The sequence below is a fragment of the Paenibacillus sp. GSMTC-2017 genome, assembly GCF_016019935.1.
In the GTDB taxonomy this organism is placed as follows: domain Bacteria; phylum Bacillota; class Bacilli; order Paenibacillales; family Paenibacillaceae; genus Pristimantibacillus.
The window spans coordinates 397,526-409,451 of record NZ_JAECMT010000002.1 but is presented as its reverse complement, the minus strand read 5'-3'; the positions used below and the strand labels follow the sequence as shown (position 1 = coordinate 409,451).

The window sequence follows — 11,926 nt, the reverse complement described above, 5'->3', positions numbered from 1 at the left end:
AGTAAGACGGTCACACTAAGTCATGAAAATGCAGCAAGAAAGAGGTGTCCAGCTCTATGAAGTTAAGCGGTCTTTTGTTTGGCGGATTGATTGGCGCTGCAGCAACTATTTATTTATCCAAGAAGCGGCCAGGAGCTATTGCCTTCGCTTCAAGCGCCATGTCTGATTTAGGCACAATTTTAGTTAACAAATCGGTTACAAAATTTATTCAATCTGATTGGAAAGATGAAGCAGTAACAAATGCCCCAAAGTCTTCAGACGATACCGCAAAAAAATCCGCACAATCTTGGGAGCAAATTGAACTATTATTAAATAGTGATCCAGCTCTGAAGCAAGAGGTTGAGAAGATAAAAGCGGAATCGTCCTCGATCACACATTAAATAATACCGTCATTAATCAAGAGTCGATTCGGTAACGTTCCAATGGAACAGTTGCTGATTCGATTCTTTTTTCGTTCAATAATAGTGCATTCAAGTTGCAGACATGATAAAGTAATTACATAGTGAATGAGACCAATTTATTCACATTCGAACAATAGATTCATATTCTATTAAGACAGATGCTGTAGAGGAGGATCCTGTCATGAAAATCGAACGACTTAGTCAGGACAGAATACGAATTTTCCTGACGTTCGACGACTTGTCGGAACGTGGGATCCATAAGGACGATATGTGGCGAGAACCGCCTAAGCTTCATGATCTGTTCCTGGAAATGATGGATCAAGCATATACTGAGCTTGGTTTTGACGCGAGTGGACCGCTTGCAGTTGAAGTGCTTGCTATGCCCGCTCAGGGAATGATCATAAATGTGACCCGCGGCAAAACGAACGCTGCTGGTGATGATTCTACGGATGAAGATGAAATGGAAGATGACATATATGATATGGAAGTAACGATGGAACATAGCGATGTTGTCATGTTCGCTTTCCGTGACTTTGAAGACGTCATATCAGTAGCCAAGCAGCTAAAAACCTCAAAACTGACCGAAGGAGGAAGATTATATTCCTACAATGGTAAGTGGATTCTTGTGCTAGAACCTGCACAACTAGAATCAACGAGGTATCATGCGGTTATTGCACTATTAGCTGAATATGGAGAAGCAACTTCAGTTACTCATGCTATGCTGGAGGAATACGGTAAAGTGATAATGCCAGAATCAGCAATTCATGAAATTTGCAATCATTTTCTTTATTAGATCACTCTGTCACCACACTAAAGGACATCAGCAGAATTAATAATTCTGCACGATGTTCCTTTTTTTATATTTCCTATTGATGCAAAAATAGAATATGATGTGCTAGTGAAGTTCATATTAGTTGTAGATAATGACGCAGAACAGGATGGGTGGACTTAATGAGCGATGTATTGCATGCAACGCAAGTTGTAATTGAACAAGCACTAAAGAGATTAGGTTATGGACAAGACATGATTGATCTTTTAAAGGAGCCTATGAGGCTCTTGACTGTCCGTATTCCAGTGCGTATGGATGATGGGTCAACGGTAGTGTTTACAGGCTATCGCTCTCAGCATAATGACTCCGTTGGACCTACTAAAGGTGGCGTTAGATTTCATCCAGGAGTAACGGAAACTGAAGTTAAAGCATTGTCGATATGGATGAGTCTAAAATGTGGTATTGCGGATCTTCCTTATGGCGGAGGTAAAGGTGGCGTAATTTGTGATCCGCGCAAGATGTCATTTCGAGAGCTTGAGAGGCTTAGTCGTGGATATGTACGAGCTGTCAGTCAAATTGTTGGTCCAACAAAAGATATTCCAGCTCCCGATGTGATGACTAACTCACAGATTATGGCTTGGATGATGGATGAATATAGCCATATTCGTGAATTTGATTCTCCTGGATTTATTACAGGTAAGCCAATTGTACTAGGTGGTTCCAAAGGAAGAGAGACGGCAACAGCTCGCGGGGTTGTCATCATGATTTATGAAGCGTTAAAAATAAAAAACATACCTATTCAAGATGCTCGAATTGTTATTCAAGGCTTCGGTAATGCAGGTAGTTTCCTTGCCAAATTTATGTATGAGGCAGGAGCACGCGTAATTGGTATTTCCGATGTGAACGGAGCATTGTATAATAAAGATGGACTCGATATTCCTCATCTATTGGATCGTCGTGACTCATTTGGTAATGTAACGAATTTATTTCCTAAGACGATTTCAAATGATGAACTGCTTGAATTAGATTGTGACGTACTAGTACCAGCAGCTATCGAAAATCAAATTACAGAAGAAAATGCGCCTAACATAAAAGCATCTATCATTGTGGAAGCTGCTAATGGACCTACTACACTAGAAGCAACTAAGATTATTTCAGAGCGAGGTATTTTGCTTATACCAGACGTTCTGGCGAGTGCAGGCGGCGTAATCGTATCTTACTTTGAGTGGGTACAAAATAATCAAGGTTATTATTGGGGCGAAGAAGAAATTGACGAAAAACTTCGTATCATGATGATCCGTGGATTTGAAAATGTTTATGAAATACATCGAACCCGCAAAGTTGATATGAGGCTTGCTGCTTATATGTCAGGTGTAAGAAAGATGGCGGAAGCTGTCAGATATCGCGGGTGGGTGTAAGAAAGCAGGGGAAAAATGCTTGTGTTTTCCATATTGACGGCAGCAGTGGCACCAGGTGTTTCATTGCTAACTTATTTATATTTGAGGGATCGGTATGACTCAGAACCATTTCATATGGTGCTGAGGTTATTTATCCTTGGAATATTAGTAGTTGTACCGATTATGGTATTACAACATGGATTAAAGCTTTGGCTTGGAGAGGACCCATTTGTTTCTGCCTTTATCATGTCAGCAGGTGTGGAGGAATTTCTGAAGTGGTTCGTGTTGTACCATGTCATCTATAACCATATGGAATTCGATGAGCCCTACGATGGAATTGTATATGCGGCGTCCATCTCATTAGGCTTTGCGACGATGGAAAATGTGCTCTATGCGATCTATATGCCTTCTTCTATCGGGACACTATTTGTTAGGGCATTATTACCCGTTTCCGGTCATGCACTGTTTGGTATTATGATGGGTTATTATTTGGGTAAAGCCAAGTTTATGAAGAAGGGCCGAATGAACTATTACATCGTCATTTCCCTCTTATTACCATTTGCGCTACATGGTTTATATGATTGGATTATATTGATGGCTAAACATCATTGGATTTGGTTTATCATTCCTTTTATGATTGTCCTTTGGATTTGGGGATTACGTAAAATGACGTTAGCAAACGCTAGATCGCCATTCCGGTTTATTGGGCGCAAAGACGAGGTTAAACTGTAATTGTTCCGTCTATACTGACCATATAAAGACATATGGGAGGTTAAGATGGAGGCGGCTAGAATTAAAGTGACGATTCGCTGCAACGTCTGCGGTGAAAAATTTGTTCTACGAGGTAGGCGCGAAAAGGGTTTTATTGATACAGGCTTTAGGCAATGTATTTGCAATAATAGCAACGATCTAGATATAGAGGAACATGCTGGTTATTAAACCGGCTACTCTTTCACAAAAGAATACAGTTATGCATAAAGCTCCCCACTGATAACCAAACTAACACCAGGTTTGGCATTAGAAAGGAGCTTTTTGCATGGTGTATCGTAGACTTAGCTCAGTTATGTTTCCAATAGTGACCGTTCTTTTGATTGGCACAGTTTATTGGGGATATCAAGAGCATCAAGAGAAAAATTCCATTCTGATTAAAGCGGAAAATCAATATCAGCGCGCTTTTCATGATTTGACTCTGCATGTCGAAAAGGTTCATGAACAGCTCGGAAATACGCTTGCGGTTAACAGCACATCAGGAGGATATCATCGCAAAGGGTTAGTAAATGTATGGCGACTTACTAGCCAAGCGCAAAGCGAGATCAGTCAATTGCCACTAAGTTATTTGCCGTTTACGGAGGCAGAAGATTTTCTATCCCATATTTCTAATTTTGCTTATAAGACGGCAGTGCGTGATCTAACGAAGCAGCCGCTTTCTGAAGATGAGTTCAAGACACTTCAGACGCTCTATAAGAAATCTGACGAAATTGCAAAAGATTTGCATCATATGCAGAAGGATGTATTGTCTAATCGACTTCGTTGGATGGATGTCGAGCTTGCAATTGCATCAGATAAAGAAGCAGGCAGCAATGTGATCGCTGATGGGTTAAGATCCGTTGATAAAAAAGTTGGCTCATACCCTGAAGTAAACTGGGGACCATCTGTAAGTAGCATGTACGCGAAGCGCACAATCAAAATGCTAGGTGGCGAAATGGTCAGCGCTGAAGAGATCAAGAAAAAAGCAGCACAATTTCTGAAGGTCGATCCTTCTCATGTAAAAGTAGCCGAAAACGCTAAAGGTACGGAATATGCGTCTTATTCCGCACTTGTTAATGAAAAGGACCCGAATCATAAGGTTCAAATGGATTTCACCCAAAAAGGTGGGCAATTAATTTGGTTTATGAAGCAACGCCAATTGGGTGCCGCAAAAATTGATTTCGAAAAGGCGGAAGACTCCGCTGACAAATTTCTTGAGGATCATGGCTTTAAAGATATGGAGGCAATAAGCTACGACGTCTACAATAATTCCGGTTCATTCACATATATTGGCACGCAAAACGATGTGTTAATTTATCCGGAAAAGCTTACAGTTAAAGTCGCTCTAGATAATGGTGAGGTAGTTGGCTTGCAAGCAAACGACTATGTATATGAGCATCACAAACGTGTATTGCCAAAAGCTAGTTTAACGAAAGAAGAAGCGAAAAAAGCGATAAATCCATCAATGAAGGTTACGGATGAAGAGCTTGCGATAATTATTAATGAGCTCGGCGATGAAACACTGTGTTATGAATACACGGGTCAAATCAATGGTTCGACTTATCGGATATATATTAATGCTGAAACAGGAATAGAAGAAACGATAGAGGTTTTAACTAATCAAGAAAAGCAAGTTTCTGAAAGCTAAAGGATATTTTTCGGCAAATATCGATATGGCTCCCCTCCAAACGACATGCTATAATGTCTGATATACGGGAGGGGATCCATGTTGTTGCCTAAAGTTAATCAGATGTTGTACTATCAAGTCGCCTCTTCCGATGAGGTTGAGGCAACGATTGAATATCGTTCACGTATTGCCGATGAAGAAGATGGAGTTTTACATATTGAATATCCGCTAAGTAATCAAGCAGGGCGTGCAAAACGTCTTTTTTTAGGTGATGAATTGTCGGTGTTTTTTTTGTCGGATGAAGGAGTCAAACATTTTTTTGATTCTCACGTTATAGGCTTTAAGGACGATGGTGTTCGATTAGTAAAAATTATGAAACCTGATCCAGAGCGAATGACAAAAGTTCAGAGAAGAAGTTTTTTGCGAGTACCGGCTGAACTTGAGATGGCAGTGAAAATGTCAAGTCACACCCGTTTTTTATGTCATACTGATGATGTAGGCGGCGGTGGTATTTCATTCGTATGTGAAGGTAAGTGGCCTTTGCAAAGTGAACAGACATTGGAGTGTTGGCTGTTAGTCCCTTATAAAAATGGGACAATCGAGCATGTATCCTTTCACGCTGAAATTGTAAGAGTTAGCGTACTTGAATCTGGACGTAAAGAAGTGATGTCCAAATTTATTAGCATAACCGACTCAGAGAGGCAAAAAATTATTAGATTTTGTTTTGAAAAACAACTTGAATATCGAAATCGTTAAGGTCAGAATAAATTATTGAAATCGCGGGATGCTATCCACATGTTGGAAGGAGGCATTCCTGATGTTTCGACAATTTGTAAGGAAATATAGTGATCGAGAACAATTGATGAAGTTCACCGAAAGTGCAACGCGGATACTACGTAACGTTGTTATTATCCTTCTACTTTTAGCCTTTCTTTCTCAAATCGCATTACAAAATGATACGATCAGAAATTGGCTGACGAGCGCAGATCGGTGGGAGGGAACCCGCTTGAACTAGCGCTTCTCTTTTGCATCTCAGGTCATTCTGTGGTATAATTTTCACGTTCGCAGGCAATGCCTGCTTTTTCTTTGAACAGCAACTGGTTGATTCAGAGAGAAAGAGGCCGTCTTGATTTAAAGGGGGATGACCATACGTGGCGCAACAAGATGGTGACAGTGACCGAATTAATATTGCAATTGACGGGCCTGCAGGCGCTGGAAAAAGCACGGTTGCGAGAATGGTCGCCGGACAATTGGGTTATGTGTACATCGATACAGGTGCGATGTACAGAGCTGTAACGCTAAGTGCTCAGCGCTTATCTATTACAGCAGAGCAAGACGAACGCTTAGCTGAAATGCTAGCATCTCTCCAGATTAAACTAGAGCCAGGCGTAAATGGACAATCCATATTCGTAAACGATGAGGATGTTACCACTCTCATTCGCTCTAGAGAAGTGACGAGGCATGTATCTTATTTTGCTGCGAGTGGGATCGTAAGGCAAGTTCTCAGTACAATGCAAAGGGATTATGCAATCCGTAAAGGTGTAGTCATGGATGGAAGAGATATTGGAACTCATGTACTTCCAAACGCTGAAGTCAAAGTATTTTTGACTGCTTCAGTTGAAGAGCGTGCTTTACGAAGATTTAAAGAGTTATCGGCGGATAACGCCATCTCACTGGAACAACTTGAGGCAGAAATTGCCGAGAGGGATCGATTGGACGAGCAAAGAGATATTTCTCCACTCATTCGAGCCTCGGATGCCATAGAATTGGACAGTACCGGCATGACTATTCACGATGTCGCTCAGACAATTGTGAAATTAAGCCGAACCAAATTGGCGGAGGCGAAGTAAACTATGTTATACCGCATAGCCCAGTTTCTTTTGAGAATGATTTACACATTAATTTTCCGGCTTGAGGCAAAAGGGCTGCATCATATCCCAAATGAGGGACCAGTCATCCTAGCATCAAACCATATTAGTAATTTTGACCCGCCGACGATCGGTGTAAAAGTTCCACGCAAAGTGCATTTTATGGCCAAGGAAGAACTTTTCAAAGTGCCAGTATTAGGTCCACTTATTCGTGCTGTCGGAGCATTCCCTGTAAAAAGGGGCGGAGTGAGCAAAGATGCCATTAAATCCGCTATTACACTAGTGAAATCCGGAGAAGTTATGGGAATATTCCCTGAAGGATCACGCAGTAATGTCGGCGCTGCCAAAAAGGGTGCTGCTATGATTGCTATACGAAGCGGGGCAGTAATCGTTCCGGTTGCAATTGTAGGTAATTATAAACCATTTAGAAAAACGCTTGTCATTTATGGTGAACCTATTGATCTTACAGCAATTATCGAAGAATCATCACCAGAAATGCTAGAGCAAGTAACAGATGCCGTTATGAATCGTATTCGCGAACTGGCGGTACAGCATCACATTTAATTGTTTTAAATACCGACTTAGTTTTTGCTAAGCGGGTTTAAATAAAGTTGGGGTATGAATTGAGGAGGTTATTTCAATGTCAGAAGAGATCAATGTGCAAGAAACCGTTGCGGAGGAAGTAAGCCAAGATGCAATGGATAATTTCGTGTCTTTGAAAAAAGGCGACTCCGTAAAAGGTACAATCGTCAAAATCGAAGATAACCAAGCTTACGTAAGCCTTGGATATAAATATGACGGTGTCATTCCAATTAATGAGCTTTCAGCTGTTCAATTGGAAAACGCTGCTGCTGCAGTTCAAGTAGGTCAAGAAGTTGAGCTTAAAGTTGTTAGCATCAACGATAGCAAAGAAAGCCTAGTTCTTTCTAAGCGTCAAGTTGACGGCGAAAAAGCTTGGGATGAGCTTCAACAACGTTTTGAAAAAGGCGATGTATTTGAAGTAGTAGTAGCAGACGTTGTTAAAGGCGGTCTTGTTGCTGACGTTGGCGTACGTGGATTCATTCCTGCATCCATGGTTGAGCGTCACTTCGTTGAGGATTTCAGCGACTACAAAGGTCGTACTCTTCGCGTAAAAGTTAAAGAAATCGATGTAGAAAATAAAAAAGTAATTCTTTCACAAAAAGAAGTATTGGATGCAGAATTCGAGCAAAGCAAGCAACAAGTTATGTCGAACCTTGTAGCTGGTCAAGAGCTTGATGGTACTGTTCAACGCTTGACGCCATTTGGCGCATTTGTTGATATCGGTGGCATTGACGGTTTGGTTCACGTGTCTGAACTTTCATGGCAACATGTTGCACATCCAAAAGATGTTGTAGCTGAAGGTCAAGCGGTTCGTGTTAAAGTACTTAAAGTTGATGCTGCTGCCGGCAAAATCAGCCTAAGTATCAAAGCTGCACAACCAGGTCCTTGGGATGCTGCTACAAGCCAATTTAACGTTGGTGACATCGTTACTGGTACTGTTCGCCGTCTTGTAACGTTTGGCGCATTTATTGAAATCGCACCAGGTGTTGAAGGTCTAGTGCATATTTCACAAATCGCTCACCGTCACATCGCTACACCACATGAAGTTTTGACTGAAGGCCAAGAAGTTCAAGCTAAAGTTCTTGACTTCAACGCTGCTGAAAAGCGCGTTAGCCTAAGCATCAAAGAAACGGAAGAGGCTCCAGCACAAACTGAAGCTGCACCAAGACAGGAACGCGCACCTCGTGCTCCTCGTGCTCCGAAGATCGAAGAAATCAACAACCCTAATGTTAGTTTGAATAGCGCAAGCATGAGCTACTCATTGGCTGAACGTTTTGGCGACAAACTAAGCAAGTTGAAATAGTATTCTTTCGTCCAAAGGCTATTCCTGCGATTCTTCGCAGGAATAGCCTTTTTTTGTTGGCGCATAATAGGGGATACGAGAGGTGAAACATGATGATACCAGGCTACTTTACCGTGTTGCTGCAATTGATTATGTGTATTTTGCTTGTCACGGGTTGGAAGTCGGTATTTGCACCCAGTATCCGAACAGGCTCATTTTTTTTACTCATCCTAGTTATAACAGTGCTATTGTTATTTCCACTTTGGTGGATGCCGTTACAGGACAGTCCAAATGTGAAAATTCATGCAGCTGTATGTTTTCTTTTGATCGTAAGTACAGTAATTATTTGGCGTGGAGGACAAGGGGGTAGTCGAAGTTACTTATTATTGTGTATTTTGATGCTAACCTTGATACTTGGGAGTGTTAAAAGCCTTTATTCAATTGAAGCCATGTTTCATTGGTATCAGTCCAGTTGGAATGCGCCTCTTATGGGAGGCTTAATATGCGGCGCATTCACTTCTGATTGTAAACATCAATTTGCGATTATTGCTTGGGGTACTGCACTTGGTGAAGGTATTGAAGCGGTTTTTCAAGAAGGTATTTATCAAGTTACAGTGGGTACTCTCTCCTTCTGGGATGGGTTTTGGTTAGCGTTAAGTATAGCAATTTCTTTTACTCTTGTTATTAAATTGATGCGTGCTGGTATCACAAGATTAAACGCAATATGGCTACATTTGAAGGGGGAACGTTCATCATGATGATCGCTTATATAAAAGAAAATCATCACTTATTTGGGGTTCTCCTAGGTATTACATTCGGTATAATAGCTCGATTGCTAATGCTAAAGACCGATTATAGACAATATCCGACTTATCCTCATGGCCGAATCATTCATATTTCGCTTGGGGTAATAGCAGCTGCTTTAGGTGCTGTAGCGGTACCTGCGCTGTTTAATAAAGACTATACTGCAATAACATTTCTTACACTTGCTGCGCAACAATTTCGAGATGTTCGGAAGATGGAGAGGGATACTCTGACGAAAATCGACAGCTTGGAGCTTGTTGGGCGTGGTGCTACGTACATTGAAGGAATTGCAATGGTGTTCGAAGGTAGGAACTACTTGGTCATCATGTCAGCCCTTCTAACTACGCTGTTCGCCATATTGTTAAATCTTTGGTATGGAATAGCAGCAGGAGTTTTGACCCTTCTAATTGTGCGAATGCTCAAATCAGGCAAGTCGATAGCTCATATTGCTGATGTCACGATTGCAGAGATGCGAATTGATGGACCAGATTTATTTGTAGATGACGTTTACATGATGAACGTAGGTCTTAAATCAAATCAGGCTATTGTAGCGGAGAGAGGGTTAGGTTTCATACTGACTCCATATAATCCAAATGGTAAAGTGACATTAAGTAATCTAGGACAACGCCAAGCTATTTTATATGATCTAGCAACAATACTTGGTGTATACCGAGACGATGGTGAGCCAGCGTTAATACCGTTAGCGAAACTTGATATGAAGGATGGACGTTTAGCTATCTTTATACTTCCTCAAGAAAAAGATGCTAAAAAGGGAAGAGAGGTAATTTTGCGCGCACCAATTCTAGAATCTGCAGTCCGTATGCCTACTGAGGCGCCTGTGAACAAGGGGGAGAATAAAAGCCATGGCTGAAATTGTAGCAATTGTATCCCTCCATTCGGATCAAGTTGCAGGAGGAGCTCCAATATTTTTTGTATCGGATGAAACAAAGTTAGAGGAAACGTCATTCCTTCTGGAGAAAATAATGGATGCGAGTGCACATGACCTAAAGAATGGAACAATTATTCTTGTAGATCACCGATAACATGAAAAGTTAGCCAAGAACGATCTTTTTTGCTATGATGAGTAACGTGAGAATTGTTGAAGGAGTGAAAAACCAATTATGGCAAGACCCGTTATCGCCATCGTCGGACGTCCAAATGTGGGTAAGTCAACCATATTTAATCGTATCATCGGTGATCGGCTGGCAATCGTTGAGGATAAACCGGGAGTTACCCGTGACCGTCTATACGGTGTAGGGGAATGGAACGGCAAAGCATTTAGTATTATCGATACTGGTGGTATCGAAATTGATGGTGAAGATGAAATAATGAAGTCTGTTCGTATGCAGGCTGAACTTGCGATTGAGGAAGCAGATGTTATCCTATTTATGGTAGATGCCAAAACTGGCTTAACCCATTCGGATGATGAAGTTGCTCAAATGTTATTCCGTTCACGCAAGCCTGTAGTACTTGCAGTAAATAAAGTGGATAATGCGAATCGTATGGATGAAGTTTATGAGTTTTACGGTCTTGGATTCGGACAACCGATTCCGATCTCTGGTTCACATGGACTTGGTATTGGCGATTTGCTAGATGCCGCAACGAATCTTCTTCCTGAGCTTGAGGATGATGGTTATGACGAAGATGTTATCCGTGTCGCACTTATTGGTCGACCAAACGTTGGTAAATCATCGTTAGTTAATGCATTACTTGGTGAAGATCGTGTAATTGTCAGCAATGTTGCTGGTACAACTCGCGACGCAATCGATACGCCATTTGAACATGATGGACAACGATATGTGCTAATCGATACAGCAGGTATGCGTAAACGTGGTAAAGTTTATGAATCCACGGAGAAGTATAGTGTTATGCGTGCTATGAAAGCTATTGAACGTGCGGACGTTGTACTCGTACTCATTAATGGCGAAGAAGGTATTATCGAGCAGGACAAGCATATCGCTGGATATGCGCATGAAGCAGGTAAAGCATCCATTTTCACTGTAAACAAGTGGGATGTTGTTGACAAAGATGAAAAGACAATGAGTCATTTTACTCAAAGTATTCGTGATCATTTCTTATTCATGACTTATGCACCAGTCGTTTATTTATCTGCACTCACTAAACAGCGCTTACATAAGCTGTTGCCTGTAATCAACCATGTTTCTGATCAACATGCTTTGCGTATTCAGACACATTTGCTTAATGATGTCGTTTCAGATGCGGTTGCCTTTAATCCTCCGCCGTCTGACAAAGGGAAACGTTTGCGCATCAATTACGTAACTCAGGTCGCTACGAAGCCACCTACAATCGTATGTTTTGTTAATGATCCAGACCTGATGCACTTCTCTTACGAGAGATACCTGGAGAACAAAATACGCGCAGCCTTTAACTTTGAAGGGACACCTTTAAGAATCTTTACAAGGCGCAAATCCGACGAGGACTAGGGGAG

15 protein-coding genes are annotated in these 11,926 nt (G+C 41.4%); all 15 read left to right on the top strand.

Features of this window, described 5'->3' with window-relative positions; all coding sequences use genetic code 11:
* Nucleotides 1-56: 56 nt before the first annotated feature.
* The 15 genes from I6N90_RS09240 (at nt 57) to der (ending at nt 11,921) form a co-directional block, all read left to right on the top strand.
* Complete coding sequence (locus tag I6N90_RS09240) at nt 57-380, top strand: hypothetical protein (RefSeq protein WP_197935232.1); 324 nt, start codon at nt 57-59, stop codon at nt 378-380.
* 202 nt (nt 381-582) lie between these two features.
* Nucleotides 583-1,194: a genetic competence negative regulator gene (locus I6N90_RS09235; RefSeq protein ID WP_197935231.1), complete on the top strand. Its 612-nt coding sequence runs from the start codon at nt 583-585 to the stop codon at nt 1,192-1,194.
* Nucleotides 1,195-1,352: 158 nt separating this feature from the next.
* Nucleotides 1,353-2,588: a Glu/Leu/Phe/Val family dehydrogenase gene (locus tag I6N90_RS09230; protein WP_197935230.1), complete on the top strand. Its 1,236-nt coding sequence runs from the start codon at nt 1,353-1,355 to the stop codon at nt 2,586-2,588.
* A gap of 15 nt (nt 2,589-2,603) precedes the next feature.
* Nucleotides 2,604-3,299: a glutamic-type intramembrane protease PrsW gene (prsW, locus tag I6N90_RS09225; protein ID WP_197935229.1), complete on the top strand. Its 696-nt coding sequence runs from the start codon at nt 2,604-2,606 to the stop codon at nt 3,297-3,299.
* Nucleotides 3,300-3,344: 45 nt separating this feature from the next.
* Complete coding sequence (locus tag I6N90_RS09220; protein WP_197935228.1) at nt 3,345-3,506, top strand: hypothetical protein; 162 nt, start codon at nt 3,345-3,347, stop codon at nt 3,504-3,506.
* Nucleotides 3,507-3,606: 100 nt separating this feature from the next.
* Nucleotides 3,607-4,962 (top strand): germination protein YpeB, encoded by a 1,356-nt coding sequence (gene ypeB, locus I6N90_RS09215; RefSeq protein ID WP_197935819.1) that lies wholly within the window; start codon nt 3,607-3,609, stop codon nt 4,960-4,962.
* An 81-nt stretch (nt 4,963-5,043) separates the two neighbouring features.
* Complete coding sequence (locus tag I6N90_RS09210) at nt 5,044-5,697, top strand: flagellar brake protein (RefSeq protein WP_197935817.1); 654 nt, start codon at nt 5,044-5,046, stop codon at nt 5,695-5,697.
* Between the two features lie 61 nt (nt 5,698-5,758).
* Nucleotides 5,759-5,956, top strand: a complete 198-nt coding sequence (locus tag I6N90_RS09205) for a hypothetical protein (RefSeq protein WP_197935227.1) — start codon at nt 5,759-5,761, stop codon at nt 5,954-5,956.
* A gap of 136 nt (nt 5,957-6,092) precedes the next feature.
* Nucleotides 6,093-6,791 (top strand): (d)CMP kinase, encoded by a 699-nt coding sequence (cmk, locus tag I6N90_RS09200; protein WP_197935226.1) that lies wholly within the window; start codon nt 6,093-6,095, stop codon nt 6,789-6,791.
* 3 nt (nt 6,792-6,794) lie between these two features.
* The gene (locus tag I6N90_RS09195; protein WP_197935225.1) at nt 6,795-7,373 is read left to right on the top strand and encodes a lysophospholipid acyltransferase family protein; all 579 of its coding nucleotides are present in this window, start codon (nt 6,795-6,797) and stop codon (nt 7,371-7,373) included.
* A 76-nt stretch (nt 7,374-7,449) separates the two neighbouring features.
* Complete coding sequence (rpsA, locus tag I6N90_RS09190; protein ID WP_197935224.1) at nt 7,450-8,694, top strand: 30S ribosomal protein S1; 1,245 nt, start codon at nt 7,450-7,452, stop codon at nt 8,692-8,694.
* 89 nt (nt 8,695-8,783) lie between these two features.
* Nucleotides 8,784-9,431: a YphA family membrane protein gene (locus I6N90_RS09185; RefSeq protein ID WP_197935223.1), complete on the top strand. Its 648-nt coding sequence runs from the start codon at nt 8,784-8,786 to the stop codon at nt 9,429-9,431.
* A complete protein-coding gene (locus I6N90_RS09180; RefSeq protein WP_197935815.1) occupies nt 9,431-10,348 on the top strand; it encodes a YIEGIA family protein in 918 nt (305 codons plus the stop codon). Before I6N90_RS09185 ends, I6N90_RS09180 begins: the two co-directional genes overlap by 1 nt.
* A complete protein-coding gene (locus tag I6N90_RS09175; protein ID WP_197935222.1) occupies nt 10,341-10,520 on the top strand; it encodes a capping complex subunit for YIEGIA in 180 nt (59 codons plus the stop codon). The genes I6N90_RS09180 and I6N90_RS09175 overlap by 8 nt, the downstream gene beginning before the upstream one ends.
* Before the next feature lie 78 nt (nt 10,521-10,598).
* A complete protein-coding gene (gene der, locus I6N90_RS09170; RefSeq protein WP_197935221.1) occupies nt 10,599-11,921 on the top strand; it encodes a ribosome biogenesis GTPase Der in 1,323 nt (440 codons plus the stop codon).
* Nucleotides 11,922-11,926: the final 5 nt, after the last annotated feature.

Bases quoted from the DNA above. Each gene is read 5' to 3' on its own strand.
- rpsA (WP_197935224.1), top strand. From the start codon at position 7,450: ATGTCAGAAGAGATCAATGTGCAAGAAACCGTTGCGGAGGAAGTAAGC.
- I6N90_RS09230 (WP_197935230.1), top strand. From the start codon at position 1,353: ATGAGCGATGTATTGCATGCAACGCAAGTTGTAATTGAACAAGCACTA.
- der (WP_197935221.1), top strand. From the start codon at position 10,599: ATGGCAAGACCCGTTATCGCCATCGTCGGACGTCCAAATGTGGGTAAG.
- I6N90_RS09235 (WP_197935231.1), top strand. From the start codon at position 583: ATGAAAATCGAACGACTTAGTCAGGACAGAATACGAATTTTCCTGACG.
- I6N90_RS09180 (WP_197935815.1), top strand. From the start codon at position 9,431: ATGATCGCTTATATAAAAGAAAATCATCACTTATTTGGGGTTCTCCTA.
- I6N90_RS09205 (WP_197935227.1), top strand. From the start codon at position 5,759: ATGTTTCGACAATTTGTAAGGAAATATAGTGATCGAGAACAATTGATG.
- I6N90_RS09240 (WP_197935232.1), top strand. From the start codon at position 57: ATGAAGTTAAGCGGTCTTTTGTTTGGCGGATTGATTGGCGCTGCAGCA.
- I6N90_RS09220 (WP_197935228.1), top strand. From the start codon at position 3,345: ATGGAGGCGGCTAGAATTAAAGTGACGATTCGCTGCAACGTCTGCGGT.
- I6N90_RS09195 (WP_197935225.1), top strand. From the start codon at position 6,795: ATGTTATACCGCATAGCCCAGTTTCTTTTGAGAATGATTTACACATTA.
- I6N90_RS09175 (WP_197935222.1), top strand. From the start codon at position 10,341: ATGGCTGAAATTGTAGCAATTGTATCCCTCCATTCGGATCAAGTTGCA.
- prsW (WP_197935229.1), top strand. From the start codon at position 2,604: ATGCTTGTGTTTTCCATATTGACGGCAGCAGTGGCACCAGGTGTTTCA.
- I6N90_RS09185 (WP_197935223.1), top strand. From the start codon at position 8,784: ATGATGATACCAGGCTACTTTACCGTGTTGCTGCAATTGATTATGTGT.